General features: G+C 64.0%; 25 protein-coding genes. 9 read left to right on the top strand and 16 right to left on the bottom strand.

The genetic code is table 11. The features are described 5' to 3' along the window. Window positions 1-2: 2 nt before the first annotated feature. Entirely contained in the window at window positions 3-761 is a 759-nt protein-coding gene (locus AC1MBU_RS05485) for an SDR family NAD(P)-dependent oxidoreductase (protein WP_479789167.1), read from the bottom strand. Between the two features lie 150 nt (window positions 762-911). On the opposite strand from AC1MBU_RS05485, the gene AC1MBU_RS05480 reads away from it, so the two are divergent. Both AC1MBU_RS05480 and fdhA read left to right on the top strand, forming a co-directional pair. Beyond that, window positions 912-1,370 (top strand): DUF4383 domain-containing protein, encoded by a 459-nt coding sequence (locus AC1MBU_RS05480; RefSeq protein WP_479789165.1) that lies wholly within the window; start codon window positions 912-914, stop codon window positions 1,368-1,370. A 202-nt stretch (window positions 1,371-1,572) separates the two neighbouring features. Further along, complete coding sequence (fdhA, locus tag AC1MBU_RS05475) at window positions 1,573-2,790, top strand: formaldehyde dehydrogenase, glutathione-independent (protein ID WP_056550213.1); 1,218 nt, start codon at window positions 1,573-1,575, stop codon at window positions 2,788-2,790. Between the two features lie 90 nt (window positions 2,791-2,880). Here fdhA and AC1MBU_RS05470 read toward each other — a convergent pair whose 3' ends face one another. Continuing rightward, complete coding sequence (locus tag AC1MBU_RS05470) at window positions 2,881-3,312, bottom strand: acyl-CoA thioesterase (RefSeq protein WP_479789163.1); 432 nt, start codon at window positions 3,310-3,312, stop codon at window positions 2,881-2,883. A 360-nt stretch (window positions 3,313-3,672) separates the two neighbouring features. Between AC1MBU_RS05470 and AC1MBU_RS05465 the strand changes: the two genes are divergently transcribed. Next, entirely contained in the window at window positions 3,673-4,356 is a 684-nt protein-coding gene (locus tag AC1MBU_RS05465) for a transglycosylase family protein (RefSeq protein WP_479789161.1), read from the top strand. Window positions 4,357-4,449: 93 nt separating this feature from the next. On the opposite strand, the gene AC1MBU_RS05460 is transcribed toward AC1MBU_RS05465, so the two are convergent. From AC1MBU_RS05460 to AC1MBU_RS05450, 3 genes are all read right to left on the bottom strand, one after another. Beyond that, a complete protein-coding gene (locus AC1MBU_RS05460) occupies window positions 4,450-6,849 on the bottom strand; it encodes a Tex family protein (protein WP_479789159.1) in 2,400 nt (799 codons plus the stop codon). A 54-nt stretch (window positions 6,850-6,903) separates the two neighbouring features. Then, window positions 6,904-7,566, bottom strand: coding sequence for a hypothetical protein (locus tag AC1MBU_RS05455; RefSeq protein ID WP_479789155.1), 663 nt, complete (start codon window positions 7,564-7,566; stop codon window positions 6,904-6,906). 62 nt (window positions 7,567-7,628) lie between these two features. Beyond that, entirely contained in the window at window positions 7,629-8,726 is a 1,098-nt protein-coding gene (locus AC1MBU_RS05450; RefSeq protein ID WP_479789153.1) for a hypothetical protein, read from the bottom strand. A 116-nt stretch (window positions 8,727-8,842) separates the two neighbouring features. Between AC1MBU_RS05450 and AC1MBU_RS05445 the strand changes: the two genes are divergently transcribed. The 3 genes from AC1MBU_RS05445 to AC1MBU_RS05435 are packed head-to-tail and all read left to right on the top strand — an operon-like array spanning window position 8,843 to window position 11,780. Continuing rightward, complete coding sequence (locus AC1MBU_RS05445) at window positions 8,843-9,979, top strand: type III polyketide synthase (protein WP_479789151.1); 1,137 nt, start codon at window positions 8,843-8,845, stop codon at window positions 9,977-9,979. Next, window positions 9,980-10,666 (top strand): class I SAM-dependent methyltransferase, encoded by a 687-nt coding sequence (locus AC1MBU_RS05440; protein WP_277357056.1) that lies wholly within the window; start codon window positions 9,980-9,982, stop codon window positions 10,664-10,666. Beyond that, the gene (locus AC1MBU_RS05435) at window positions 10,659-11,780 is read left to right on the top strand and encodes an FAD-dependent oxidoreductase (RefSeq protein ID WP_479789146.1); all 1,122 of its coding nucleotides are present in this window, start codon (window positions 10,659-10,661) and stop codon (window positions 11,778-11,780) included. The genes AC1MBU_RS05440 and AC1MBU_RS05435 overlap by 8 nt, the downstream gene beginning before the upstream one ends. A gap of 30 nt (window positions 11,781-11,810) precedes the next feature. Here the strand turns inward: AC1MBU_RS05435 and AC1MBU_RS05430 are convergent, their stop codons facing one another. From AC1MBU_RS05430 to arfA, 5 genes are all read right to left on the bottom strand, one after another. Next, window positions 11,811-12,899, bottom strand: a complete 1,089-nt coding sequence (locus tag AC1MBU_RS05430; protein ID WP_479789143.1) for an NAD(P)/FAD-dependent oxidoreductase — start codon at window positions 12,897-12,899, stop codon at window positions 11,811-11,813. Between the two features lie 170 nt (window positions 12,900-13,069). Further along, window positions 13,070-13,696: an FMN reductase gene (locus AC1MBU_RS05425; RefSeq protein ID WP_277357059.1), complete on the bottom strand. Its 627-nt coding sequence runs from the start codon at window positions 13,694-13,696 to the stop codon at window positions 13,070-13,072. 73 nt (window positions 13,697-13,769) lie between these two features. Then, a complete protein-coding gene (locus tag AC1MBU_RS05420; protein ID WP_056550188.1) occupies window positions 13,770-13,973 on the bottom strand; it encodes a hypervirulence associated TUDOR domain-containing protein in 204 nt (67 codons plus the stop codon). 36 nt (window positions 13,974-14,009) lie between these two features. After that, on the bottom strand, window positions 14,010-15,011 hold the full coding sequence (locus tag AC1MBU_RS05415; RefSeq protein ID WP_479789140.1) for an arabinan endo-1,5-alpha-L-arabinosidase: 1,002 nt from the start codon (window positions 15,009-15,011) through the stop codon (window positions 14,010-14,012). Further along, entirely contained in the window at window positions 15,011-16,513 is a 1,503-nt protein-coding gene (arfA, locus tag AC1MBU_RS05410; RefSeq protein WP_479789720.1) for an arabinosylfuranosidase ArfA, read from the bottom strand. The genes AC1MBU_RS05415 and arfA overlap by 1 nt, the downstream gene beginning before the upstream one ends. A 256-nt stretch (window positions 16,514-16,769) precedes the next feature. Here arfA and AC1MBU_RS05405 point away from each other — a divergent pair, with 256 nt between their 5' ends. After that, on the top strand, window positions 16,770-17,777 hold the full coding sequence (locus AC1MBU_RS05405) for a LacI family DNA-binding transcriptional regulator (protein ID WP_479789138.1): 1,008 nt from the start codon (window positions 16,770-16,772) through the stop codon (window positions 17,775-17,777). A 28-nt stretch (window positions 17,778-17,805) separates the two neighbouring features. Here the strand turns inward: AC1MBU_RS05405 and AC1MBU_RS05400 are convergent, their stop codons facing one another. From AC1MBU_RS05400 to AC1MBU_RS05385, 4 genes are all read right to left on the bottom strand, one after another. Beyond that, window positions 17,806-18,813 (bottom strand): nitronate monooxygenase, encoded by a 1,008-nt coding sequence (locus AC1MBU_RS05400; RefSeq protein WP_479789136.1) that lies wholly within the window; start codon window positions 18,811-18,813, stop codon window positions 17,806-17,808. Window positions 18,814-18,852: 39 nt separating this feature from the next. Beyond that, complete coding sequence (locus AC1MBU_RS05395; RefSeq protein WP_479789135.1) at window positions 18,853-20,535, bottom strand: thiamine pyrophosphate-binding protein; 1,683 nt, start codon at window positions 20,533-20,535, stop codon at window positions 18,853-18,855. Beyond that, window positions 20,535-21,518, bottom strand: a complete 984-nt coding sequence (gene speB, locus AC1MBU_RS05390) for an agmatinase (protein ID WP_277357064.1) — start codon at window positions 21,516-21,518, stop codon at window positions 20,535-20,537. Before speB ends, AC1MBU_RS05395 begins: the two co-directional genes overlap by 1 nt. Before the next feature lie 154 nt (window positions 21,519-21,672). After that, the gene (locus AC1MBU_RS05385; protein WP_277357065.1) at window positions 21,673-22,080 is read right to left on the bottom strand and encodes a VOC family protein; all 408 of its coding nucleotides are present in this window, start codon (window positions 22,078-22,080) and stop codon (window positions 21,673-21,675) included. 160 nt (window positions 22,081-22,240) lie between these two features. On the opposite strand from AC1MBU_RS05385, the gene AC1MBU_RS05380 reads away from it, so the two are divergent. Then, window positions 22,241-23,197 (top strand): carbohydrate ABC transporter permease, encoded by a 957-nt coding sequence (locus AC1MBU_RS05380; RefSeq protein WP_277357066.1) that lies wholly within the window; start codon window positions 22,241-22,243, stop codon window positions 23,195-23,197. Between the two features lie 2 nt (window positions 23,198-23,199). Continuing rightward, window positions 23,200-24,141 (top strand): carbohydrate ABC transporter permease, encoded by a 942-nt coding sequence (locus tag AC1MBU_RS05375; RefSeq protein WP_056550156.1) that lies wholly within the window; start codon window positions 23,200-23,202, stop codon window positions 24,139-24,141. 80 nt (window positions 24,142-24,221) lie between these two features. Here AC1MBU_RS05375 and AC1MBU_RS05370 read toward each other — a convergent pair whose 3' ends face one another. Further along, window positions 24,222-25,601 carry an extracellular solute-binding protein gene (locus AC1MBU_RS05370; protein WP_479789131.1) on the bottom strand — a complete coding sequence of 460 codons (1,380 nt, stop codon included), beginning with the start codon at window positions 25,599-25,601 and terminating at the stop codon, window positions 24,222-24,224. 195 nt (window positions 25,602-25,796) lie between these two features. Beyond that, window positions 25,797-26,375: a helix-turn-helix domain-containing protein gene (locus AC1MBU_RS05365; RefSeq protein ID WP_056550151.1), complete on the bottom strand. Its 579-nt coding sequence runs from the start codon at window positions 26,373-26,375 to the stop codon at window positions 25,797-25,799. Window positions 26,376-26,420 lie beyond the last annotated feature (45 nt).

Genomic DNA, 26,420 nt, shown 5'->3' with positions numbered 1-26,420 from the left:
GTTCACCTGCCGCGCGCGGCGAGCCTTGCCACCAACGACGACGGCGCATTCCTCGCAACGAACGCAAGCACCTTATAGCGAAGGCTGGGAATCGACACCGCCTTGCCGGCGGAAAGATCCTTCAGGGCAGCGCCCACGACGCCCTGAGCATCCAACCACATCCAGCGTGGAACGGAGCCCTTGTCCATGCCCATACGCTGGTGGAATTCAGTGTGGACAAAGCCGGGACACAACGCCATTACGGTTACTCCCCGGGACTTGTAGGCGAAGTTGGCCCAGGTGCTGAAGTTGATCATCGCTGCCTTCAGCGCGCCGTAGGTCCCACGCGGAGTGAACCCGGCAACGCTGGCCACGTTCACTATCTGCCCGGAACCGCGTGCGAGCATGCCCTGCAGCGCGGCATGGCTGAGCGCAAGGGGAACGGTGAGATGAATCGCCGCGTGGTTCAGTTCGTCCTCAAGCGGATTCGCCTCGAAGGATTTGGGCAGGCCATAGCCCGCGTTGTTGACCAGGGTTGACACCGGCTCCGTGCTGTCCCGCAGCCTGTCGAGGACACGGCGGACGCCGTTGTCGTCATGCAGGTCCGCAGCCAGCACCTCCACCGCCACGCTGAAGCGGGAGCGAAGTGCAGCCGCTTTTTTCTCCAGCCTGGCCGAGTCCCGGGCAACCAGGACAAGGCCCTTTCCCTGCCGGGCAAGTTGCTCCGCGAACTCCGCCCCAAGGCCTGCAGTTGCGCCGGTAATCATTGCCCAGTTGGCCATGTTTTCCCTTATCAGGTGGGTATTTCAGCAGTAAAATGAGAGTGCTGGTTGGGCGCGGTTTGCGCTCCTCCAACGGCGGTGCAGGCGATGCGCCTCTCCTGACGTTTTCGCGGCACCGCGAAGAGTCATATTCACACATGAGGAGGGGAGATGACTACCGCATCACACCATGCGCATGATTTCCATGTGACGCGCGATCACGTTCGCAGCGCCTCGATGGGGATGGGAGTAGTTTTCCTGCTGGTGGGGATTCTCGGATTCATCCCGGGCATCACCACACAATACGGTTCCATGGCCTTTGCATCCGGTTCCGGGGCGATGCTCCTGGGCGCGTTCCAGGTGTCGGTGCTCCTCAACCTGCTGTATCTGGCCATGGGAGCCGCCGGAGTCTGGATGAGCCGCGGAGTTCTTTCAGCTCGAAACTTCCTGATCGGAAGCGGCGCGGTCCTGCTGGTCATGTGGCTCTACGGACTGATTGTCGGCACCTCTGCCGCCAACATTCTGTCGACCAACGCATCCACCAACTGGCTCAACCTGATCCTCGGCGTCGTCGCCGTTGGACTGGGCGCTGCCTATGCCATGCGGCACCGTGGGAGCCGTGCCCTCTAGCGATCTTTGTCCCCGAAGCACGTCCCGCCCGGAAACCCGGCGGGACATGCTTTTGTACGTCTGGAATGTTTATCAAATCGGTATACGCCGAAGCCTTTCAGACCTAGACTGACGGCGAGGCCACCTTCTGACGGACGCGGTCAGTTGCGGCCTCTGAAAGGGATGTTCGAAGACGAACTCCCATCACATCGGAAGGATCACCATGTCAGGAAACAGGGCTGTGGCCTACAAGGGCCCCGGCAAGGTCGAGATCATCGATACCGACTACCCCACGTTTGAACTCAAGGACGGTCCCGGGGTCAACCCTGCGAACGTCGGCAGAAAGGTCAATCACGGCGTCATCCTGAAGACTGTCGCCACAAATATCTGCGGCTCGGACCAGCACATGGTCCGTGGACGGACCACCGCACCCGCGGACCTCGTCCTGGGGCACGAAATTACCGGCGAGGTGGTGGAGGTCGGAAGCGATGTCGAGTTCATCAAGAAAGGTGACATCTGCTCGGTTCCGTTCAACATTTCCTGCGGACGGTGCCGGAACTGCAAGGAACGCAAGACCGGTATCTGCCTCAACGTCAACCCTGACCGGCCGGGCAGCGCCTACGGTTACGTGGATATGGGCGGCTGGGTCGGCGGCCAGGCAGAGTACGTCCTGGTGCCCTACGCGGACTGGAACCTGCTGAAGTTTCCGGATCGGGACCAGGCGCTGGAGAAGATCCTGGACCTGACGATGCTCTCGGATATTTTCCCCACCGGTTACCACGGTGCCTACACGGCCGGCGTCACCACCGGTTCCACGGTCTACATCGCGGGCGCAGGCCCGGTGGGTCTGGCGGCTGCACTCTCCGCGCAGCTGCTGGGTGCCGCCGTCGTCATCGTGGCCGACCTCAATGAGGAGCGGCTTGCACAGGCCCGCACTTTCGGGTGCGAAACGGTCGACGTCTCCAAGGGCGACCCCAAGGACCAGATCGAGCAGCTTCTCGGAGTGCCGGAGGTGGATTGTGGCGTTGACGCCGTCGGGTTTGAGGCCCGCGGTCACGGCAAGGACTCCTCGCACGAGGCTCCAGCCACCGTGCTGAATTCGCTCATGTCGGTAACCGCCGCTGGTGGCGCGCTCGGCATCCCGGGACTCTACGTCACGGGTGATCCGGGCGGAATTGACGAGGCTGCAAAGGTCGGTTCCCTGTCGCTTTCGCTCGGTACCGGCTGGGCGAAGTCTTTGTCCTTCACCACGGGCCAGTGTCCGGTGATGAAGTACAATCGCGGCCTCATGATGGCGATCCTGCACGATAAGGCGCACATCGCCAAGGCCGTAAATGCCAAGCCGATTCCGCTGGACCAGGCACCTCAGGGTTACGAGGAGTTCGACAAGGGCGCGGCCACGAAGTACGTGCTGAACCCGAACGGCTACATCGCCGCCTGACCCGCGTTGAATTGGCAGGACACGCCCCTTATGACTGGCGTAAAGGGGTGTGTCCTGCCAACTCACGGGTCTAGGTGAAAACTCGCGGGTCTAGGTGAACAGGCCCGGGCCCACGTAGGGCTCCAGCTGCTGCTTCTGCTCGGCCGAGATGCGCAGTAGCGACCCCGTTCCGCCGTCCACAAAGGCCAATGTGGTGTGGGCCAACACGCACGCCCGGTGAGTCACCGGATCGTGGAGGCGGTATGCGATGTCGAGGCTCGCAGCTTTCAGGCCTGCAATCCACACCTCGATTTTCAACGGGACGTTCCGGTAGTCCAGGGTGGCCGTGTACTTGATGCGGTGTTCCACCACCAGCGCCTGGACCCCTGCGGCCACGGAGCTGAAGAGAGGCACCGGCGGGTCCTGGCCCGCGGCACCGGTTCCTCCCGGCGGACCGAACGCCTGGATACGCGCTTCCTCGAGAAGCCGCACCACCTGGACGTTATTGATATGCCCGTAGGCGTCCATGTCTGACCATCTCATAGGGATTTCACAGGTGACTGTTCGGTGCGCGTCCATTCCTATGTTTTACAGTGGTCTGCGGGGTTTCCACTACTGCGCGGTAAGGAACCTCTGCACGTCTTCCGTCAATAACCGCCACGTCTCGATTTGGCAACGATTGCTAAACAGTCTACGGTAGACAGGAACCCGCTTCGGGTAACCACAAAGCAGACGGCGCTCTACGCGTCTGCCACATAATGCCCTGGTGCTGTCCCTCCACCGTACGTTGCTCGTCCGGCAGACACCACAGACAAGACCAATGATCAGTCAAGGGTGAGCAACGTCGCAAAGACGTCCGGGGACGGAACGAGTGCAGGTGGCCTTTTGGAGCATCGTACCCATATGAAGAATCAGAAACTTACTCTTAACGCGCGCCGTGGATTTGCAGCGGCAGCTCTCGTCGGTGTTGGAATCACCGCTTCCGCAGGCGCAGCCAACGCTGCTCCTGCCAGCACCTGGGACGCCCTCGCACAGTGCGAGAGTGGCGGCAACTGGGGCATCAACACCGGCAACGGTTTCTCCGGTGGCCTGCAGTTCACCCCGTCCACCTGGGCCGGCTTCGGCGGCCAGGGTCTCCCCCAGAACGCCAGCCGCGCAGAGCAGATCGCTGTTGCTGAGCGCGTACTCGACGGACAGGGCTGGGGCGCATGGCCCGCATGCTCGGCCAAGCTCGGCCTGACCGCCGGCGCCAACCCGACTCCGATCCCCGCTGCTCCGGCACCCGCCCCTGTGCAGGTCCAGTCGCAGCAGGTTCAGGTTCAGGCACCAGTTGTTCAGGCTCCTGTTGTTCAGGCACCGGTTGTCCAGGCACCAGTTGTTCAGGCACCAGTTGTTCAGGCGCCTGCGGCTCCTGCCGTTCAGCTGTCCGGTGACACCTACACCATCCAGTCCGGCGACACCCTCAGCACCATTGCTGCCAAGCTGGGCGTCGAAGGTGGATGGCAGGCCCTTTACCAGGCCAACGCCGACACCCTCATCCACGCCGACCTCATCTTCACCGGCGACGTTCTGCAGCTGCCTGCCTAAGGTTTCAGCTACACACGAAAGAGCCCTGCAACGTGTCCGTTGCGGGGCTCTTTCGTGTCCGGAGCTGGAAAGCCGCGGTTGTCGCTGCCCGCGCTAGTCCCGCGGCGCCAACCCTGCAGCACGAAGCGCCTCCGCCATTGCGCTGTTCGCCGGAGCCGGTGCGCCCTTGCCGCCCTGCTTCTGCGCTCCCGAGTTGGAGTTTCCTCCCGGCTTTGAAGCGCCAGGCTTGGCACTGCCCCCTTGCCCACCGGCGGGACGACGACGGCGGTCCCCTCCTCCGCCGCCCCGCGCCTCATGATCAGACCCGCCGCCCCGCGGCACGGCGTCGTCATTGACCCGCAAGCTGAGGGAGATCCGTTTGCGGTCAGGGTCAGCCTCCAACACCCTGACCTTTACAACCTGGCCGGACTTCACAACTTCATGGGGATCGCTGATGAAGCGGTCGGCCATCGCCGAAACGTGCACCAGCCCATCCTGGTGCACCCCGACGTCCACGAACGCGCCAAAAGCAGCAACATTCGTGACCACGCCGTCGATGATCATGCCCGGGCGCAGATCTGAAATCTTCTCGACATCAGCAAAGGAGGCCGTGACAAACGCGGGCCGCGGATCCCGCCCCGGTTTCTCGAGCTCAGTGAGGATATCCTGCAGCGTGGGCAGCCCGATCGAATCGTCAACATACTCTGCGAGGTTCAGTGACCGGAGTGAGCCACTGGCATCGTTCACCATTCGCCGCGCCACAGAATAAGCCTCCGGGTGCACGCTGGAGGCGTCCAGAGGCTCAGGTCCGCCGGCAATGCGAAGGAAGCCCGCACACTGCTCGAACGCCTTGGCGCCAAGCCTGGGAACCTTCAGCAGGTCGCTTCGGCGTGCAAAGGGGCCGTTCGCATCACGGTGCGCAACAATATTCCCGCTCAACAGGGACCCCACGCCGGCCACCCGGGTCAGAAGCGACGGCGATGCGGTATTCACGTCCACCCCCACGGCGTTCACGCAGTCTTCAATCACGGCATCAAGCGAGCGCTCCAGCTTCGCAGGACTCACGTCATGCTGGTACTGGCCTACCCCGATCGACTTCGGGTCAATCTTCACCAACTCGGCCAGCGGATCCTGTAGCCGCCGGGCAATCGACACAGCACCACGCAGCGACACATCCAGCTCAGGCAGCTCTGCCGATGCCAACGCTGACGCTGAATACACCGACGCGCCTGCCTCGGACACAACCAGTTTCTGCAGGGTACGCCCGGACATAAGCGAGATCAGTTCGGACGCAAGCTTGTCCGTCTCCCGCGACGCCGTGCCGTTGCCGATGGCGATGAGCTCGACGTTGTGGGTGGTTACCAGCCGCGAGAGCACAGTCAATGCGTCATCCCACTTCTTCGCGGGGGCGTGCGGATAAATTGTCGCTGTTTCGAGGACCTTGCCCGTCCCGTCCACCACGGCGACCTTCACACCGGTCCGAAGCCCGGGATCCAGCCCGATGGTGGTACGTCCACCCGCGGGCGCCGCAAGCAGCACATCACGCAGGTTCGCAGCGAACACCCGCACCGCTTCCGTCTCTGCCTCCACAAACAGCCGCACCCGGAGGTCGATCGAGAGCTTGGCGAGCAACCGACGCCAGGCCTGCTGGACCGTCGCCATGAGCCACGCATCCGCCGGCCGGCCCTGGTCCGCAACGCCCAGGAAAGCGGCCACGGAGTTCTCGAAACGGCGCTTGGCACGCAACGCAGCTTCAGCGTCGGTGGAGTCAGCCTCGGTGAGCGTCAGCTGCAGCACGCCTTCCTTCTCGCCGCGCAGCAGTGCCAGGACCCGGTGCGACGGCATGGCGGACGGCGCCTGCACAAAGTCAAAGTAGTCGGAGAACTTCTGGCCCTCGGCTTCCTTGCCGGAAACCACCTGCGAGCGCAGCCGGCCCTGCTTCCACAGCCGTTCACGCAGGTCAGCAAGCAGGTCGGCGTCCTGCCCGGCACGCTCCACGAGCAGCGCCCGGGCACCGGCCAGCGCGTCATCCGCCGTGGGAACGCTCCCGTTTAGGAAGCGGCCTGCTTCAGCAACGGGATCGAGCGATGGGTTGGCGAGAAGTGAGTCCGCGAGCGGCTCCAGCCCGGCTTCCCGTGCAATCTGAGCTTTGGTGCGCCGCTTGGTCTTGAAAGGCAGATAGATATCCTCCAACCGCGCCTTGGTGGTAGCACCGACGACGGCGGCACGAAGCTCAACGGTCAGCTTGCCCTGCGCTTCGATCGCCTCAAGCACGGCCGCGCGCCGCTCCTCAAGTTCGCGCAGATAGCGCAGCCGCTCCTCCAGCTCACGCAACTGGGCATCGTCGAGGGTTCCGGTGACTTCCTTGCGGTAGCGCGCAATGAAGGGAACGGTTGATCCCCCGTCCAACAGGTCCACCGCGGCCTTGATCTGCCATTGCTGGACGCCGAGTTCCTCAGCGAGTTGCTTGAAGATGGACGGAGGAGTGGTAACTGGTGCGCTCACGCCTGCCATTGTGGCATTGACGCGGTCAGCAATCTAAAAGGCTGCCCCGCTGTGGAGGGAAGGTTAGGCGCAGCTCTCGCGGTTCAGCTCGATCGCAAGCGGGTGGGTACCCGCGAATTCCTGTCCACCGGCAGAGTACGCAACGGAAACGCCCTGGGACGTGCCTCCGTCAACACCGCCAGCGATCGAGACCGCCACCACCAGATTCACGTACTCATGGGTGGTGATGTTGTAGCCCTCCGCTGGCACCGGCTCAACCGGACCGGCCGGCTCAACCGGACCGGCCGGCTCAGCCGTCTCGGAAGGAGCTGCAGGCGCCGGTTCCGCGCTGTGCGTGCCGTGAGCGCCGCCGTCGTCCTCGCCGTGTGCCTTGTGGTGACCCTCCCGGTTGGCCGTGGACACCTCAGCGCTCACGAGGGTGAGCCCTTCGGGGTTCTGCAAGGTGACGTCGTCGAGAGTGAAGGTTTCAAGCGCCTCGTTGTGCACCAGGACCGTGAATTCCTGGTAACCGATGTCAGGCTGTGTGGCGCAGAGCGTGGCGCCGTTCTCGGCGAGGTTCAGGGGGTCATCACCGAAGTCCGCCGCCGTCTGCTGGACCGCGCTGACGTTCTCCTGCGAGCGCGGAGAGTTCACGTCGAGCGGGTTCTCCTCGACAGCCATGCATCCGCTGGTGAAGAGCGCAGCGAGCAGGGCGCCGCCAACCAGTGCTGCCGATCGAACCGCCATGTCCACCATCCCTCAAAGAAGTCTCTACCTGTGTTCGGCAACACAGTGATGTTGGATGGGTCCTACTCGTACAGAACGTACTCCGGCTGCGGTGTAAGCGCCAGGACCTCGGCCGGCGTCATCAGCGGACCCAGCACCACGTCCTCCTCGAAGAACAACTTGAACCCTGGGTGGACAGTCGGAGGCAAGTCTTTCATCAGCAGGTTGTAGGTTTCGATTTTCATGGTCGCGGACCCGATTCCGTCCACGCTCCGGATAACTTCCACCCCTGCGTATTCCTGTATCGCCGCCACATTACTGACGACGCCAGGAGCCACCTGATGGAACACGAGCGGCTTCTGCGGAAGGTTATTCTCGGTCACCAGACCATCGAGGTACGCAGCAATCTCGTTGATTTCCTCACCCGTGGTGTGCCCGTAGGAACGCCCGGGAAGCTGCTCCGCCGTAATGTCCCACTCGGGATCAAGCGCCACACCGACATCCGGCTCCACCAGCCACTTCTCAAGCGCACGGACTTCCTCAGCCATGCTCGCCCGGCCGGGCTGGACATTCAGGATCAGCATCCCGTCATGCCTGCGGGCGGCCTCGAGGTACCCGCTGATGATCTCATCGGACGCGCGGGTCCGGTAGGCGCCGTCGGCACCCGGATCAGCCTGCACGACGACGGCAATCAGCTCCAGCACCGGCATCACCTTGCGCTCGCCGGCCAGCTCCTTCCCGAGTGCCTCGATCTCATCCACCCGCTCATCGATTGCACCGATGCCGAGCCTGCCCAGTGCGGCTGAGTAGGGATGCCCGCTGAACCCGACAAGGCGGTAGTCCGGAAACAATTCCACCCCGCCGCGGGGAAGCTCGAAACGCTCCGGGGTGGGTTCGGCGGAGGGCGTGGGTGTTGCGGACGGCGTGGGTTCGGCGGAGGGCGTGGGTGTTGCAGACGGAGTGAGCGAGGGCCCCTGAGCCGGCGTCCCTGAAGCGGTTGGCGTTGCTGCGGAAGACGAGGCAGATGTTTCAGGAGACTCTGAAGCGGTGTTCGGAGGTGCCGCACTGCACCCGGCCAGTAGCACCGCCGATACCGCCCACACCGAGCCATGGCGGAGCATACGGCCAGCTTGCTCATGGCCGCGTGCGCGTCGTCGTTGTACGTTCCGGTGCAGTGCCATAGCAACACGCTACGCCACGGGCAGCGGGCGTCTCAGAGGCACAGCGCAGAGGCGGCAGACTTCCCGGCCGCCTGCTTCGTATTGTGTTCAGTTACTCGGTCGCCTAACAATGAACTATGACAGTCCTGATGAGGTCCCTCGAAACCGCCGTACCGACCACCGTCATGGTGCAGTCCCAGGTACGGGATGTCTTTGCAGCACAGCCGGGGCTGAACAGGTTGGGGCAGCGGCTGGTGACTGCTGCGTTCGATTCCTCCGGCATCGATACGCGTTACACGGCTGTGGAGGAACTCACGCTCGAACGCCACAACGAGACCCCGGTGTTCTTCGACTCGGACACCATGACCATCCTCAGCCCGGGCACCAAGGCCCGGAACGAGGTCTACGCCGAAGCCGGCACCAAGCTGTTCGTCGAAGCTGCACAGAAAGCGCTGGATGCAGCAGAGGGAGTTGAAGCTGAGGACATCACCCACGTGGTGACAGTTTCCTGCACCGGGTTCTTCAACCCCGGCCCGGACTACAAAATCGTCCGCGCACTGGGGCTGAACCCGTCAGCACAGCGCTACCACCTCGGATTCATGGGGTGCTACGCGGCGTTCCCGGCGCTGCGCGCGGCGAAATCTTTCTGCGACGCCGATCCCAACGCGGTGGTCCTCGTGGTCAGCGCCGAGCTGTGCTCGTTGCACGTGCGGTCCTCCAACAACCCGGACACGATTGTGGGGACGTCCCTCTTTGCCGACGGCGCAGCGGCCGCGGTCATTACCGCTCGGACTGACCTGGCGCCGCCGTCGGGGCCAGCCCTGTCCCTCGACTTCTTCGAAACCACCCTGACCCCGGTCGGCGAGGAATCGATGGCCTGGAACATCGGCGACGAGGGTTTCGAGATGGTCCTCGGAACCTACGTGCCGCACATCATCGACGAGCACATCGTCGGCGCCCTCGCTCCCTTACTGGAACGCGATGAGTCCCTGATCGGTGTCGAGTACCGGGACATCGAGCACTGGGCCATCCACCCGGGCGGCCGCAGCATTCTGGACAAGGTGCAGGCCAAGCTTAAGCTCAGCGATGACCAGCTGGTCCCCGCCCGGGAAACGCTGCGGGACTACGGGAACATGAGTAGCGCCACCGTGATGTTTGTCCTCAAGCACATCCTCGATCAGCCCGGCTCGGACTCCGATGAGCGCATCTGCTCGATGGCATTCGGTCCGGGGCTCACAGTGGAGACCGCCCTCCTGACCAAGACATCCGTCTGAATGGCCTTCCTCGCCTCCCGGAACCTCACGGCAATCGAGGAGATGGACAAGCCGGACTGCGATCCCGCCAAGCTCGACCGCACCTATGCCCAGTTCCCGCTCGTCAACCGCTCGGTCGCCGGCTGGCACCGCACCTGGGCACACTACATCCGGCCGGTCCTGTCGACGGCGCGTACCAATACGCTGCTCGACGTCGGCTCAGGCGGCGGCGACGTACCCCGTGCGCTTGCCCGCTGGGCTGCCCGCGACGGCTTCAGGCTGGAGATCACCGCGATTGACCCCGACGAACGCGCGAATGCGTTCGCCAGCAGCCGACCAAGGACGCCGGGGCTCAGGTACCGCCGTGCGTTCAGTTCGGAACTGGTCGCCGAAGGTGCCCAGTTCGACGTCGTCACTTCCAACCATGTGCTCCACCACCTCTCGCCGGACGAGCTGAGCGGACTGCTCAGCGACTCGGAGAAGCTGGGCACGCGGCTCGCCCTGCACAGCGACCTGTCGCGGACCCGCGTGGGGTTTGCACTGTTCTCCGTGGCCACTCTGCCGTTGCCCGGTTCCTACATCCGCGAGGACGGGCTGACGTCGATCCGGCGAAGCTATCTGGCGGACGAACTGCGCGCCGTCGTCCCTCCAGGTTGGCGCGTGGAGCGGCAGGTGCCATTCCGGAATCTGCTGGTGCGCCGTGCCTGATGTCCTGATAGTCGGCGGTGGGCCGGTAGGGCTGTACGCCGCGATCCTGCTGGCGCAGTCAGGTGTTGAGGTTCAGGTCCTGGAGCGCCGTACCGGGCGCAGTTCGCACTCCCGGGCGATAGGGATCCACCCACCGGCGCTTGCCGCACTGGAACAGGCTGGAGTAGCGGAGAACCTGGTTGCCGCGGGCGTTCAGATTCCCGGCGGTGTTGCGCGGAGCCGCGGTCGGACGGTCGCTGAACTGTCCTTCTCGTCCCTTCCCGGCAGACACCGTTACGTGCTTGCAATCCCCCAGGAGCAGACGGAGCGCATCCTTTCGGAGCGGCTCGCTGAGCTGGCACCTGACGCGCTGCGCAGGGGCGAAACCGTCGAGGCCGTTCACGACGTCGGGAGTGAGGTTCTGACCATTACGGACAACGGCACCCACCGGTCCGCGTTGCTCATCGGGGCCGACGGGGCCAGAAGCACCGTACGCGATGCGGCGGGCATCGGCGCGAGCATCCGGCCGTATCCCGACGCCTACGTCATGGGCGATTTCCCTGACACCACCGCTGACGGAAGCACCGCTGCCCTGTACCTGGAGCCGGCCGGAATTGTTGAGTCCTTCCCCTTGCCCGGCTCGGTCCGGCGCTGGGTGGTGCGGATGCCGTCGCTTGTGAAAGACCCCACGGCCGAGGCAGTCGCGGAGCTGGTGGCGAGCCGCACCGGTGTGGGCGTCGATACCCGGAACAACACGATGTTGAGCTCCTTTGCGGTACGGCGGCGCATAGCGGAACGGTTTGTGCAGGGGCGTATTGCGTTGATCGGCGATGCCGCGCATGAGGTGTCCCCCATTGGCGGGCAGGGCATGAACCTGGGGTGGCTCGATGCCGTGCAGCTCGTGCCGCTGGTCATCGCTTCGCTGGCGGGCACCGACGTCGGGCTTGGACTTCGGCGCTTCAACGAGGAGCGGCGCCGGGCAGCCCTGGCAGCCTCGCGTCAGGCGCACATCAACATGATCCTTGGGCGTCCACTGCCGCCGGGCATGCTGGAACTGCGTAATCGGGTGATGGGCAGGATGGCCGGAGTACCCAGGGTGCACGATGCCGTAGCACGCACTTTCACAATGCACTGAGGCTCACGCTCCAAGAAGCGGGCCGGCGAATCAGGCCTTTCCGAGCTGGGCTTCCGGACGCAGTAAGGCGGGCACGACGCCGGACACTGCAGTTTCTGCCAGCGCCTCACCCAGAGCCGGTGCCTGTTTGAAGAGATTATGGCCGGCGATGGCGCTGATTTTCCCGGTGGACCAGATCCCTACGCCGTCCTCGCCCCAGGGCAGACGGGTCACCCAGCAGTGCACGTAGCCGGACGGCTCGGGGTCCAGGCCCGGCAGAGCGTGGCGGACGTAGGCCGCCGCCCGGGCGGCAAGGGATTCGAGTGCCGGAGGATCCGCGAGGCTTCCGTCCTGCCGTACCCCGGTTGTTTCGCTGAGGCCTACCGAGTAGGAACGGTTATCGGCTGAAGGGGCCGCGTAGACTCCGGTTTCTCCGAAAGTTCCGCTGCCGTCCTGGAAGGTGGGTAGCGGAGTATCCACGTCCTGGCGCAAGGGGAACGTCACGCGGGCATGGGCGGCGAGTTCAACGGGGATCTCGAGCCCCGCATTCCGTGCCAGTGGAGCCGTGCCGCGGCCCGCGGAGAGGACAGCATGGTCAAAACGGTCCACCCCGGTTCCGGTACGGATCTCGACATCGCCCTCACTGGTGTGCTGGACCGTCAGCACGTGATCCGCCACCAAAGCTTCTGTAAGGCTTTCGGTCAGCGCACGGAAGGCGGCGAGCGTGCGGATAGCGCCGCCGTCCACATCGAGCATGGCCTTACCCTCGAAATCAGCGAGGATCGGCAAAGCGGATGCGAGTTGGCCCTGGGCCAGGAGCGCCACGCGGATATGTGGAAGGTCGCTGAGGATGCGCAGCTTGTCCTCGACGCTGTCGCCGATCGCCACCGCTCCGGCATTGGACACCAGTTCCACACCGAACTCGGCCTCCCACTGCCGCCAGAGAGCGCGGCTGTGACTGACGAACCCGGCCAGTCGGACGTCGTCGTGGGCGTGCCGGAAAACTCGCCCGTCACCGGCGGACTGTCCGCCGCCGGGCGTTCCGGACTCATAGATAGTGACGTCCGCGCCCGTTTTCCGAAGGGCATGTGCCGTAGCCAGTCCGACGATTCCTGCTCCCACCACTGCTATCCGAGTCATGGGTCCAGCAAAACACGCTTACGCGTGCCGGCGCAGCCCCGCGGGTGAGAATCCCGGCTCCGACTATCCCACTGAACCGGCGCGTTCAGTGGGAAGAAGACGCTCGTTCCCACCGAACCCGCATGTTCAGCGGGAAGGGCGGCGGGAGGATCAGCAGCGCGGGTTAGGAACTAGCGGCCCTGCACCTGAGCCAGAAGCTGCTCGAACGGAAGGGAGGCCTGCGCGCTATTGGGGCGGCGCGCCGTCGTCGTTCCCGCAATCATGCCCGCGAGTTCGCCGGCCGCGCGGGTGACGCGCTGGTCCAGTGCCGGTGCGCCGTCGGATCCGGTTCCCCAGTCCTCGGGACCGGCGTATACCCCGGTCGAGACAACGCGGGCCCGGAGATACGTGAAGAGCGGGCGCATGGCGTGGTCAAGCATGAGGGAGTGCCGGACGCTGCCGCCGGTTGCGGCGATGAGCACGGGCATCGAGTCCAGTGCGGTGTTGTCGAGGACATCGAAGAAAGATTTCAGCAGGCCGCTGTAGGAGCCGGAGAAGACCGGGCTGACAACAATGAGCGCATCAGCATCCGCCACGGACTTCAGGGCGTCTGCGAGCGCAGGCGGAGCGAAGCCGGTGACCATGTTGTTCGCGATGTCCACGGCCAGTTCGCGCAGTTCGATGGTGGTGATGTCGGTGTGGATGTCGACGCGCTCGAGCTGGCGACGGGCTGCCTCTCCGAGCTGATCCGCCAGCATCCGGCTTGACGATGGCGTTCCCATGCCGCCTGACACCACTACTACTCGGCGTGTTTCCATGTGCCGGTTCTCCTTCGCTGCGCTTCATGCATTTGCATCTAGTTGAACCAGCGAACAGCCGGAAACATTCCCGCTACTGTTTGTCGAGCGCGCTTTCCTTGTGGGCGGCCTGCTTGCCCGACTTCTCGCTCTCGACGATGTAGTACGGCTCGTCCTTGGAGGCGTTGAACTTCTGGCCGTCGAACGTGAACTCCTTGTCCTTTTTCTCCACGACCGTGCCGTGCGTCTTGCCCTGCGACGTGTTCCAGCTGACCTTGGTTCCCTTGCTGTATGACATTGCTTCAGCGTCTCACCTCGGCGCAGCCGGTGCCACCTATTCCCAGCGCGCTGTAGGCCAGCCGTCCTCCCAGTTCAACGGGACCAGGCCGAGCCGGAATGCGCCGTCGAGTGCTTCATCGTAGTAGTGAAAGGCGAGCAGGTCGCCGGAAACGGACTGGCCACCGGGGCCCACACGCGGTCCGTCACTTGCCAACAGGGGCGTGCCGCCGTCGTCGAGCATGGACACACCGTCGCGGTCCACGTAGGGCCCATCGATCTCCGTGGACCGCCCGACCGCCATATTGTAGGTGCTCTCGAGGCCTTGGCAGCAGAAGTCCTTCGAGACAAACAGGTAGTAGTAGCCGTCGCGCTCAATCAGGTACGGCGCCTCAATGGCATTCGGCGGAGTTCCCCGGTCGGCGATAGTGACCGGCTCGGCGTCCGAGTCCGCAAGGAGCCCCGACGGCCACTCGAGTTCCACAAGCTGCAGGCCACCCCAAAACGAGCCAAAACTCATCCACGGCGTACCGTCAGCATCCTCCACAATGCCGGGGTCAATGGCGTTGAAATTTTCCCCCGCCGACGCAATGACCTTGCCCTGGTCGACCCACTCATAGGCCGGGTCCTCGGGATCAAGAGTGCTGTTCGTCGCCAACCCGATCAGCGAGTCATTGCTCCCGAACGTGGACGCGGAGTAGTAGAGGTACCAGGTGCCGTTGTGCTCGTAGAGCTCCGGTGCCCACAGATTGTCGACGCCGGGAACCGCCTCGGTGAGCCACTCCGGCTTCTCCTGCCACACCTCGCCGGCATATTCCCAGTGCACGCCGTCGTCCGAGCGGCGGACCTGGATATTGCCGTCGGCCACCTGCCCGTCGCCGGTGGAGTAGACGAACCAGTAATCCCCATCGTGTGAGGGACCGGCTATCAGAGCGGGATCGTGCGTGAAATAGTCCCCGCTCAGCTCCCACTCCCCCGACGAGGACGCCGGCGCGGCACAGCCCGCCACCCCAATAGCGAGTGCAAGGGTGGCGGACCAGGCCGCTGCGCGTCGTTTCACTAGCCGAGGGCGATCGCTGACCAGGAAACCGGAGGCAGCGAGACGGTGAGGACACCGTCGTCGAGCACTGCGCCGGGCAGCTGCTTCAGGCCCACCCGGAACTGGTCCTCACGCGTGTTCTTGGCGTAAACGTCCTCATCATGCAGGGTGAGAGCTTCAGTGACGACTTCGGCGCCGAGATCCTTCACGTCGACCGACACGTCAATGGTCTCGGTCTGACTGCGGTTGACGAGGAACAGCGCCGACTTCCCGCCGTCGACAGTGGCCACAGCATCGACCAGCGGCGCGTCGCCGTAGACCTTCGTGGAGTACGTGCCGGCGTCGATCTGCGGACGCAACACCTCGCCCTTCGCCAGCCGTGAGGTGACGGAGAACGGGAAGAAGGTGGTCTGGCGCCAGGTGTCGCCGCCCGGCTCGGTCATGATCGGTGCAATGACGTTGACCAGCTGGGCGAGTGACGCCGACGCCACCCGATCATGGTTCTTCAGCAGCGTGATCAGCAGGTTGCCGAAAACCACTGCGTCAGCGACGGAGTACGTGTCTTCGAGCTGGCGCGGGGCTACGCGCCATTCGTCGTTGACCTCATCGGATGCCTGGTGCTCCTCGAGATACCAGATGTTCCACTCGTCGAAGGAGAGCTTGATGGTCTTCTTGCTCTTGAGCTTGTGCTTGACGTGGTCCGCCGTGGCCACCACAGTCTCAATGAAGTACTGCATGTCCAGCGAGGAGGCGAGGTAGGAACCGAGGTCCCCGTTGCGCTCCTGGTAGTACGCGTGGCAGGAAATGTAGTCCACGTAGTCATAGCTCTGCTCGAGGACCACGCGCTCCCACTCACCGAAGGTCGGCATTGAGGAACCGGAGGAACCGCACACCACCAGCTCGAGGTCCTTGTCCGCCGTCTTCATGGCGGAGGCGGTGCGGGCGGCGATCTTCCCGTAGTCCTCGGCGGACAAGTGCCCAATCTGCCAGGGCCCGTCCATCTCATTGCCCAGGCACCACATGCGGATGTCGTAGGGTTCCTTGGCGCCGTTGGCGATGCGCTGGTCACTCAGCGCTGTGCCCGAGGGATGGTTGGCGTATTCGAGGAGGTCGAGCGCCGCTTCAATGCCGCGGGTACCAAGGTTGACCGCCATCATCAGCTCAGAGCCGGTCAGCTTGCACCAGCGCGCAAACTCCTCGAGGCCCACCTGGTTGGTCTCGATGGAATGCCAGGCGAGGTCGCGGCGGACGGGGCGCTGGTCGCGGGGGCCCACGCCGTCTTCCCAGCGGTAGCTGGAGACAAAGTTGCCGCCGGGATAGCGGATGGTCGTGGAGCCGAGTTCGCGGACAAGCTCGACGACGTCCATGCGGAAGCCGTCCTCGTTGGCGGTCGGGTGACCGGGTTCGTAGATGCCGTCATACACACAGCGGCCGAGGTGCTCAACGAAGGAGCCGAAGATTCTTGGGCTGACGGGCGCGATTACGGCGGAACGGTCAATGCGGATGGTGGTCGGCGCTTCCATGGGAAGCTCGCCGCTTGCCGCGGAGGTCGTGGCCGCCGTCGAATCGGGCGTGGTGGTGGTGGTCACGGATAAGTTTCCTGCCTGTCAGAACGCACGGGTGCTCGTGTTTTTATGCGGATTACAACGTTGAAAATACTCTCACGCAGCATGTGGGTCGTCAACCGCCCGGCGGCGTGGAATTCCACCAACGCGATATTCTGCCGGTGGGACACCACGATGTGTCCCACCGGCTCCAACTCGACAAAGGACTCTCCACATGGCGGCGACCCTGCATGATGTGGCCCACGTGGCCGGGGTGTCGTTCAAGACGGTGTCCAACGTCATCAACGACCACCCGAACGTTCGCCCCGCAACACGGGAGCGCGTTCAGAAGGCCATCGCCGAGTTGGGCTACCGGCCCAACCTCACGGCGCGCAGTCTTCGATCCGGCCATACCGGTGCCATCACCCTTGCGGTTCCCCAGCTGCGCCTCCCCTACTTCGCTGAATTGGCCGACGCCGTAATCCGCGCCGCCGAAGCCCGCGGTCTGGTGGTGCTCATCGAGCAGACGAGCGGCGAACGCGACCGTGAACTCGAAGTCCTCAAAAGCCCCAGGCTGCGCATGTCGGACGGGTTGATCTTCAGCCCTCTCGGTCTCGGTGAAGAGGACGCCGCGCTGGTCACCGCCGAAGTGCCAATGGTGTTGCTCGGCGAACGGATCTTCTCCGGCGGCTGCGACCACGTCACCATGCAGAACGTCGAAGGCGCCCGTGCCGCCACCGAACACCTGCTGGATACCGGGAGGCAGCGCATCGCCGTCGTCGGTGCGCATGAGGGCGAGGTCATCGGCTCGGCAGGGCTTCGCCTCAAGGGCTACCGTGAGGCGCTTGAATCGCGCGGAATAGAGTACGACGACGGCCTGGTCGCCTACGTCGGCACGTGGCACCGCGCTAACGGTGCCGAAGCGATGCATGAGCTGCTTGACCGCGGCGCGGAGTTCGATGCGGTGTTCGGCTTCAATGACACTCTGGCGCAGGGCGCCATGCGCGTCCTGCAGGAGGCCGGCCGGCGCATCCCCTCCGACGTGGCCGTGATCGGCTTCGACGACCTCGACGAAACCCGCTACTCCATCCCCACACTGAGCAGCGTCAACCCCGGCCGCGAAGAGATTGCCGAGACCGCGATCAAGGTACTCATGGAGCGCATCAAGAATCCGACCGGACCGGCGCCGCGCGAGATTCTGACGCAGTTCGAGGTCATTGCGAGGGAATCAACGGCGGCCTGACCTCGGGCCCTGTATTGAGACGCTGTGTTCAGGCCAGGGACCGGATAATTTCCGCTGCCGGTCCCTGCCGAACGGATGCGAACCCGGTCCCGGCCCACAGGTGCGCCACGTCCGCGTTCCCCTGCGCTACCGCGGCCTTCCGGAGGGGCGCCGTCACGTAGTGCAGCTGCGGATACCCCGCCGGCGCGTCCTCGTGCTCAAGGATGAACCGGTTCGTCAGGCCGCGCGCGTACCGTCCGGTGTAGGCGCGGGTGAGTGACGTCCCCGCGAATCGACCCTCGCTCAGAGCTGCCCGGTGCAGCGGATTGGTGCCCGCTTCATCCGAGAGCAGCAACGCGGTGCCCACCTGTACCGCATCCGCACCGGTTTCACGCAACCGCACGACGTCGGCTGGCCCGGACACTCCCCCGCCCGCAGCCAGCGGCACCGCAGTTCTGGACCGAATAGCGGCAAGCACGTTCTCGAGCGGATCCGAAGCCGGTGCCTTCCGCTGATCGAACGTCCCGCGGTGGCCACCGGCATTCGGCCCCTGAACGGCGAGCGCCCGAGCCCCTGCCGCGACCGCATACTCCGCCTCATCGGGGGTTGTCACGGTGACGATCGGAAGAATCCCCGCGCCGGCCATCCGCTCCAGAACCGCGGGGTCCGGGCAGCCGAAGGTGAAGGACACCGCGGCGGGGCGGAAATCCAGAACGAGAGAGAGCTTTGCGTCCCAGCCGTCGTCGTCGTACCGGGGTTCACCTAACTCAGCTCCAAGCGCGGCAGCCTCCGGGCGCAGGGATTCACGGTAGGCACCGAGGAGCGCCACATCCGGCTGGAAGGCATCCGGCACAAACAGGTTCACCCCGACGGGACCACTGCTCAGCGCGGAAACGCTGCGCAGCTGCGTCTCGAGATCCTCCGGCGCACGGTACCCGGCTGCGAGGAAACCCAGACCGCCGGCATTGCTCACCGCAGCGGCAAGCTCCGGCGTGGTAGGCCCGCCGGCCATCGGCGCTCCGATGATGGGCCTGTCCAGTTCGCGCAGATCAAACACGGCGGGGCCTCCCAGAGTCAGCGGACTTCGCCTCCCAATTTACAGGTGTGTGGGAGCGAAGAGCCTCAGCAGCGTCTCAACAACGACGACGTTGGGACCCTCCGCAGCGAAGCTTGTCTCCAGTGCCTCCCGCACGTCTTCCGGCGCCACGCGGACAGCGGGGACGCCAAAGGATTCGGCCAGCTTTACGAAGTCCGGCCGGGTGAGCTCGGTGGCTGTTGCCTTGCCGAACGCGCCCTCCATGTATTCGCGGAGGATGCCGTAGCCGCCGTCGTCGACAATGAGCCAGGTGACCGGCAGATTGTGCTGGCGGGCCGTGGCAAGCTCAGCGATCGAGTACATGGCCGAGCCGTCGCCAGACACGGCAAGCACGCGGTCAGACAGCCCCTTCGATGCGAGCCCCACCGAGCCGCCAATAGCGCTGGGGAAGCCGTAGCCGAGGCCTCCGGCCCCCTGCGCCGAGTGAAATTCTCCATCCCGGGAATCCCAGCAGCTCCAGGCCCAGTAAGCCGCGATGGTCATGTCCCAGAACGTCTGCATGTCATCGGGTGCGGCCGCCCGGATGTCGGCCATGAAGGTCCGCTCCTTGCCCAGGTCCTGCTCATCAAGGCGCGCCTGCACCTTGGCAAGGGTCTCGGCAACGAGCCTGCGCGGATCGTAGTCGCCGGTGCGGCGCCCGGCCGGTTCGAGTGCGTCATCCAGCGCGGTGAGTGCCTGGCCGGCGTCGGCCCGGATGCCGAGGGCAGGACGGTTGGATTCGAGGACCCGTGGTTCGGCGTCGATCTGGATGATGCGGCCTCGCGGCTCGAGGCTGAAGTAGTTGGACGTCACCTCACCGAGCGAGGAACCGATCACCAGGAGCACATCGGCGTCTTCGAGCACTTCGGTGACGTAGCGGTCCTCAACCCAGGATTGCAGCGACAACTCGTGGTTCCAGGGGAAGGCGCCGTTGCCGCCGGGCGAGCACAGCACCGGCGCATCCAGCTTCTCCGCGAGCGAGAGCAACTCCTTCTCGGCCTTGCCGCGCCGGGCGCCGCCGCCGGCCACAATCGCTGGGCGCTTAGCGTCCGAGAGCCACTTGACGGCTTCACGGACCAGCTCGATGCGCGGCGGATTATCGAACGGCTCTGCCAGCGCATCCTCGACCTGGGGCACAACGACGGCGTCCAGCAGCACATTCTGCGGAACCTCCACCCACACAGGCCCCTGGGGCGAAGAGACGGCTTCGGTCCACGCATCCTGAATTGCGGACGGGATGCCGGACGCGTGCTGGATCAGCCGCTGGCTCTTGGTGACGTTGGCGGCCGAGGCCTTCTGGTCATCGAGCTGGTGCAGCATGCCCTTCCGGCGGGCGCCCAGGCCCTCAAGCGGGATCTGGCTTGCAATGACGACCATCGGCACTCCCGTGGCGTATGCCTCCTGCAGCCCGGCCAAAGAGGTCAATGCGCCGGGTCCGGTCGAGAGGAAGAGCACTCCCACTTCACCGGTGGCACGGGAGAACCCGTCGGCGGCAAATGCGGAGTTGTTTTCCACCCGGGAGGAGACGAACTGCAGATCAGAACGGGACAACGCATCGAACAGGCCCAGCGCGTGCTGGCCCGGGATGCCGAAGACGGTGGAGGCGCCCAGCGCGCTCAGCGTCTCGACAACCAGGTCACCGCCGTTGCGCTGGCCCGAGACCGGCTGCGGGGGAACTGTTGCATCACTTTCAACGGACTGCATCAGCCGTCCTTTCGCGTGGAGATTTCGTCGGCCATCAGACTCACCAGATCGTAGGCGACATGCGACGCCGCCACACCGGTGATTTCTGCGTGATCGTACGCGGGAGCAACTTCGACGACGTCGGCGCCCACCAGATTCATCCCGCGCAGGCCGCGCAGGATCTCGAGCAGCTCACGGCTGGTGATACCACCGGCCTCGGGAGTGCCGGTGCCCGGCGCGTGTGCCGGATCCAGCACGTCGATGTCGATCGACACGTAGAGGGGCCGGTTGCCGATCCGGTCGCGGAGCTTGGCGACGGTTTCGTCAACACCCTGGCGGAACACATCGGAGGAGGTCACAATGCCGAAGCCGAAGCGCCGGTCATCCTCCAGGTCCTTCACTCCGTACAGCGGCCCGCGGGTGCCGACGTGGGAGATGGCCTCAGTGTCCAGGATCCCTTCCTCCACAGCGCGGCGGAAGGGTGTTCCGTGCGTGTACTCGGCACCGAAGTAGGTGTCCCAGGTGTCCAGGTGGGCATCGAAGTGCAGCAGCGCAACCGGCTCACCGGCGCGTTCGGAGGCCGCGCGCAGCAACGGCAGTGCGATGGTGTGGTCACCACCGAGCGTGACCAGGCGGGCGCCGTCGTGCGTGAGGTCCAGCGCGTTCTGCTGGATGGTCTCAATGGCCTCGTTGATGTTGAAGGGATTCACGGCCATGTCACCGGCGTCAGCGACCTGCACTCGCTCGAAGGGCGAGATATCCATCGCCGGGTTGTAGGGGCGCAGCAGCCGCGAGGCCTCGCGGACATGGTTGGCGCCGAACCGCGCGCCCGGCCGGTAGGAGACACCGGAGTCGAACGGCACACCGACAACGGTGATGTCGGTCTTCTCCACCTGGTCGATCCGCGGCAGCCGCGCGAACGTGGCCGCTCCGGCGTACCGCGGAATGCGAGCCGAATCGATCGGCCCAAGGTTGCCGCCTGCCGTGACGCGCAGCTCTTCCATGTACATCTCCTTAGTCCCCGTGAAGTCCGCTCGTACTCCGGACGCAGTTGCCCTATAGGCATCAACTGTTTCTCGTAAGGCTAATTGTGGTACGCGTCTCAGTCAAGGTCGCGGGTCAGTTCATGCCGGTCGGCATGAAGGAGAGCGGAAACAGTCAGGAACGCGGAATCAGCGGCTTGTCGGCGCGTGCCTTGATCTGCTGCACAGCCCAGGAATTGCCGTCCGGGTCATCAAATCCAAAGAAAGTGCCGCCGTCGCGCTCGTCAAAGACGGTGACGTCGCCGACCTCGGCACCGCGACCAATCAGCTCCTCGCGCGCTGCTTTGACGTCGGAGACGACCAGTTGAAGGCCCTTCAGGCTGCCGGGCTGCATAGCGCTCATGCCCGGCCCGTTGCCGAACACGATGGAACAACCGGAACCGGGCGGGGTGAACTGGGTGAAATGCACGCCGCCGGAGTCGGTCTCGAAATCCTGCACGAATCCAAGTTTGTCGCGGTAAAACCCGATCGAGCGCGCGATGTCGCTCACCGGCACCACAATGACTTCCAGTGTCCAGTCCATTGATAGCTCCTGACCTTGAGAGGGACGGCTCACGCTATCGGACCGCCTCCGGCACGTATAGCCCATCGCTTCTCGAATGGGAAGATTTGCGCCGTAAACAAAGCTTGCTTATGGCTTACTCTGTTGAGAAGCGACTCTGCCGACAGCAAGGAGGTGCAGCATGGCCACAGCGGTTGACTCCCCCCGGAAGCGACGGCTTCGGCGTCCCCGCTGGATCAAGGAACCCTTCAACAGGGAGGCGAGGGCAGGGTATCTGTTCATCCTTCCCTGGGTGGTTGGGTTCCTCGTGTTCACGCTCGGAGCCATGGTGTACAGCCTCGTCATCTCCTTCACGAATTACGACCTCTCCACCGACACCGCCACGCCTGTGGGCTTCAGCAACTACGAACTGCTGTTCAAAGATCCCAAGGTGATGACGTCCCTGGGCAACACGCTGTATTACGCCGTACTGTCAGTGCCGCTCGAGATCTGCTTCGCCCTACTCCTGGCCTATCTGCTGCACCGCATTCCCGAACGGGGGGCCGGCGTCTTCCGCATCATCTACTACCTGCCGAAGATGACGCCATCTGTCGCTGCCGCGTCCATCTTCCTCCTGCTCCTCAACGGGAACTCCGGGGCGATCAACGGCTTCCTGGGCATTTTCGGGATCGACGGGCCGCAGTGGCTGATTGACCCGGACTGGATGAAGCCGTCCATCATCATCATTGGTTTATGGAGTGTCAGCGGCACCATGCTGATCCTCCTTGCGGCGCTGAAGAATGTCCCGCAGGACCTGTACGAGGCAGCGTCCCTCGACGGCGCAGGGGCCATCCGGCAGTTCTTCTCCGTCACCCTGCCGATGATCTCCAACGCCCTGTTTTTCTGCACCATCGTGCTGACCATCGCCGCGCTCCAGGTCTTCGACCAGGCGTTCCTGCTCTTCTACAGGGACACGACAAGCGCAGCACCCGACGCCGCACTCTTTGTCGGTGTCTACCTGTTCCAGCAGGCTTTCCAGCAGTTCAACATGGGTTTCGCTGCGGCCATCGCCTGGCTGCTGTTCGTCATCATCCTCCTGATCACGGTCTTCCAGGTCCGCTTCGGAAACAAGTTCGTCTACTACGAGGGGGGCCGGTAACCATGGCGTCAGTTCTCAAGTCGCAACCGCAGGCTGCCGCTGAGTCGGATCCGCGGGACAAGTCCGCCGCAACCCCCACGCAGCGCTTCCCCTGGTACAAGCCGCGCAGCATCATTGGCCGGGTCGTCCTCTGGGCGCTTCTCCTGGGATTTTCCGTGCTGTTCCTGTACCCGTTCGCGTGGCTGCTGGCGGCAACGTTCAAGCCACGCCAGGACGTCTTCGACAACCGGCTCATCCCGGAAACCTGGGTCTTCACCAACTACGTTGAGGTGTGGGACCAGCTGCCGCTCCTCGCCTGGATCTCCAACAGCCTGATCATCGCCCTGCTGGCAGCCGGGCTGGTGACCTTCTCGAGCTCTCTGGTGGCCTTCGGCTTTGCCTACTTCCGTTTCCCGTTCCGCAACCTGCTGTTCGGCCTCGTGCTTGGAACCATGATGCTGCCCGGAGCAGTGACCATGATCCCGGTCTACCTGATCTGGAAGGAACTCGGCTTCCTCGGCACAACGGTGCCGCTGTGGGGAGCCAATCTCTTCGGCTCAGCGTTTTACATCTTTCTGCAGCGCCAGTTCTTCCTTGGCCTGCCCCGGGATATCTTCGAAGCCGCCCGCATCGACGGGTGCAGCTACTTCGGATTGTTCCGGCGGATCGCCATGCCGCTGTCCATCCCGTCCTTCATCATCGTGTTCATCTTTGAGTTCCAGGCGAGCTGGAACAACCTGCAGGCGCCGCTGATCTACCTGAACTTCGGCAGCCCGGACCAGTACACGGTGCCGCTCGGCATTTCCTACGCGATGTCGCTGTTCAGCCCGACCTCCGGCGGTGAGGCCGACTACCAGTACGTGATGACAGCGGCCCTGCTGGTAACGCTGCCCATGCTGATCCTGTTCGCTTTCGGTCAGCGGTACTTCATCGAGGGCCTGGCGGGACAGGGCCGCAAGGGCTGACCCACCACCGGGGCGCAAAGAGAGGGGAGCCAGCCTTGCGGCCGGCTCCCCTCTTTACGTCTTAACAACGACGGCGGCGCCTACTGTGCGCCGGCGGTCGCCTGTTCGTATACCAGCATTGCGGCGGCCTGCGCATCGCCCAGTGCTTCCTCAATGGTCTTGTCACCGGACATCGCGGGAGCCATGGCGTTCTGCAGTTCGGTCTGAATCTCAAGGCCAGCCGGCGATGAACCGAGCGGAACACCGTTCTCGAGCGCCTGGTAATAGGAGTCGATCAGCTGGTCGAAACCCTCGTTACCGGTCGGCTCCAGGTACTCTTCCTTGATCAGCTGGTCTGCGGTCTGCGAACCGGTGAAGATTCCGGTGAAGATCCCGCCCTCCTCCATACCCGAAACGCGCGCCTCGGCTGCTGCCATCCAGGCTTCATCGGAGGTGTTGGTGACGGCCCACTTACAGGCTGCCGCCTTGTTCTTGGCACCCGTCGGGATCACGTAGGACTGCCCGCCGGCAACGGCGATGGCCTCACCGTCCTGGTTCCGCAGCGGAACACCGGAAATCTCGAGCTTGTCCGCATAATCAGCGAGGACGTTGGGGTACCACTGGGCGTACAGTCCTGCGCCAACCTGGTCAGCAACGAACTGGTTGTTCTCGCCGAAGAAGTCCCAGGTCTGGCCGAAGCTGTAGGCGGTCTCATAACCACCCTGGGCGTCGTAGATCTCCTTCAGCCAGGTGAGCGCTTCGATATTCGCGGGGTCGTCGAGGGTGGGTTTACCTGTCTCGTCCATGATCTGCCCACCGAACGCGGCGAACCAGATCGGAGCCTGTGACGGCATTTGAGGATCGAAGCCAAGACGGGTGGGGTTTTCACCATCGGACTCGTACATTTTCTCTGCAGCGGCGAGAACGGCATCAGGATTCGAGGTGTCGAGGTCCTCGGCCGTGACCCCGGCCTCCTCCATGACGCGGGTGTTGGTGATGATTGACCAGGGCTGCCAGAACTGGGGAATGCCATACACCTTCCCGTCATAGGTGACATCCTGCAGCACCGCAGGGTAGTAGTGCTCCTCAGCGTTGACATCATGCGTAGTGAAGCATTCATCAACCGGCTCGATCAGCCCCTTGGCCGCATAGGTTGCCACGTACTGGCGGTCCATCACCACAAGGTCCGGCAGTGTTCCGCTCGCGGCCTGCGCAGCAAACCGTTGGGGATCGAAGTTGCTCTCGTTGATCTCGACGGTCACGCCGTCCTCCTCCAGGGCGGCGGTAGCAAGGTCCGCACGGGACGTTGCCACCTCATCCCCCAGAGTGAAGCCGCCCGTCGTCATGGTGCCGGAGAGTTCTGCCCCGTAATCTGCGGCCTCGCCGCCATCGGCAGTCCCGCCGCCTCCGCCGCCACATGCCGTGGCGGTCAACGCAACAGCCGCAACCACCGCAAACCCTGCTGTCCGAGAAGTTTTCATCGCTCCAGTCCCTTCACAAGCTAGCGCGCCGGGCACCGGCGCGGCGTCGTCGAGGCATCGAGGCGAACAACCGGTACGAGCCGGCCTGCCGCGATGAGTGACCACAACAGTCGCCGATCCTGTATAGACCGGCGTCGTTCGATCAGTATTCCATAAGCTCGCTTGGTATCCCGGTAACAATTGGGACAGGAAAAATCAGCTTCTTGACGCCGCTGGGACCAGGGTCCATAGCACCACCGCTTCCTCGTCAGAGGGGTTCACCCAGGTGTGCGGTTCCCGCCCCGGGAAGGTGATGGTGTCACCCGCTTCCATCGCGTACCGGTCGTTGGAGAAAATCAGTTCGAACCGACCGGCCACAATATGCAGGGTCTCCACTTCGCAGTCCACCGAGTACAAATCCGACTCGCCTTTGCCATTGGGTGCAACAACAGCCCGAATCATCTGAAGGCGCTGCTCCGAACGCGCTGTCATGAGCCGCTCGTTGATGCCTTCACCACCGAGACTGATCTTCGGTGCTTCACTCAGCCGGGTGAGATGCGTTTCCGGGACGGTGAAGAGGTCCCCGATGGAGATGGACAAAACCTGGCACAGCGTCACGAGAGAAGCGACCGACGGCGACGTCAGGTCCCGCTCCACCCTGCTGAGGAAGCCTTTGGTCAGCCCGGTGGAGTCTGCCACCTGTTCGATCGTCATGCGCTGGGCCTGCCGCGCTGACCTGATCCGCGAACCAATGGCGACCGGCGCGTTGCTCGGTTCTACTGGGAGAGCCTTCACTGTGGTTCCTTCCGGGGCTGCTGGTTTACGAGCATACAGACGCTG

Source organism: Arthrobacter sp. PTI12, from assembly GCF_056679915.1.
Note: the sequence above shows the minus strand (reverse complement) of the source record. Positions and strands in the feature narration are given on the sequence as shown.

What these genes read in the sequence shown, in the direction of transcription:
- AC1MBU_RS05485 (WP_479789167.1), bottom strand. Translation starts at nt 761, where the DNA reads ATGGCCAACTGGGCAATGATTACCGGCGCAACTGCAGGCCTTGGGGCG.
- AC1MBU_RS05480 (WP_479789165.1), top strand. Translation starts at nt 912, where the DNA reads ATGACTACCGCATCACACCATGCGCATGATTTCCATGTGACGCGCGAT.
- fdhA (WP_056550213.1), top strand. Translation starts at nt 1,573, where the DNA reads ATGTCAGGAAACAGGGCTGTGGCCTACAAGGGCCCCGGCAAGGTCGAG.
- AC1MBU_RS05470 (WP_479789163.1), bottom strand. Translation starts at nt 3,312, where the DNA reads ATGAGATGGTCAGACATGGACGCCTACGGGCATATCAATAACGTCCAG.
- AC1MBU_RS05465 (WP_479789161.1), top strand. Translation starts at nt 3,673, where the DNA reads ATGAAGAATCAGAAACTTACTCTTAACGCGCGCCGTGGATTTGCAGCG.
- AC1MBU_RS05460 (WP_479789159.1), bottom strand. Translation starts at nt 6,849, where the DNA reads ATGGCAGGCGTGAGCGCACCAGTTACCACTCCTCCGTCCATCTTCAAG.
- AC1MBU_RS05455 (WP_479789155.1), bottom strand. Translation starts at nt 7,566, where the DNA reads ATGGCGGTTCGATCGGCAGCACTGGTTGGCGGCGCCCTGCTCGCTGCG.
- AC1MBU_RS05450 (WP_479789153.1), bottom strand. Translation starts at nt 8,726, where the DNA reads ATGGCACTGCACCGGAACGTACAACGACGACGCGCACGCGGCCATGAG.
- AC1MBU_RS05445 (WP_479789151.1), top strand. Translation starts at nt 8,843, where the DNA reads ATGACAGTCCTGATGAGGTCCCTCGAAACCGCCGTACCGACCACCGTC.
- AC1MBU_RS05440 (WP_277357056.1), top strand. Translation starts at nt 9,980, where the DNA reads ATGGCCTTCCTCGCCTCCCGGAACCTCACGGCAATCGAGGAGATGGAC.
- AC1MBU_RS05430 (WP_479789143.1), bottom strand. Translation starts at nt 12,899, where the DNA reads ATGACTCGGATAGCAGTGGTGGGAGCAGGAATCGTCGGACTGGCTACG.
- AC1MBU_RS05425 (WP_277357059.1), bottom strand. Translation starts at nt 13,696, where the DNA reads ATGGAAACACGCCGAGTAGTAGTGGTGTCAGGCGGCATGGGAACGCCA.
- AC1MBU_RS05420 (WP_056550188.1), bottom strand. Translation starts at nt 13,973, where the DNA reads ATGTCATACAGCAAGGGAACCAAGGTCAGCTGGAACACGTCGCAGGGC.
- arfA (WP_479789720.1), bottom strand. Translation starts at nt 16,513, where the DNA reads ATGGAAGCGCCGACCACCATCCGCATTGACCGTTCCGCCGTAATCGCG.
- AC1MBU_RS05405 (WP_479789138.1), top strand. Translation starts at nt 16,770, where the DNA reads ATGGCGGCGACCCTGCATGATGTGGCCCACGTGGCCGGGGTGTCGTTC.
- AC1MBU_RS05395 (WP_479789135.1), bottom strand. Translation starts at nt 20,535, where the DNA reads ATGCAGTCCGTTGAAAGTGATGCAACAGTTCCCCCGCAGCCGGTCTCG.
- speB (WP_277357064.1), bottom strand. Translation starts at nt 21,518, where the DNA reads ATGGAAGAGCTGCGCGTCACGGCAGGCGGCAACCTTGGGCCGATCGAT.
- AC1MBU_RS05385 (WP_277357065.1), bottom strand. Translation starts at nt 22,080, where the DNA reads ATGGACTGGACACTGGAAGTCATTGTGGTGCCGGTGAGCGACATCGCG.
- AC1MBU_RS05380 (WP_277357066.1), top strand. Translation starts at nt 22,241, where the DNA reads ATGGCCACAGCGGTTGACTCCCCCCGGAAGCGACGGCTTCGGCGTCCC.
- AC1MBU_RS05375 (WP_056550156.1), top strand. Translation starts at nt 23,200, where the DNA reads ATGGCGTCAGTTCTCAAGTCGCAACCGCAGGCTGCCGCTGAGTCGGAT.
- AC1MBU_RS05370 (WP_479789131.1), bottom strand. Translation starts at nt 25,601, where the DNA reads ATGAAAACTTCTCGGACAGCAGGGTTTGCGGTGGTTGCGGCTGTTGCG.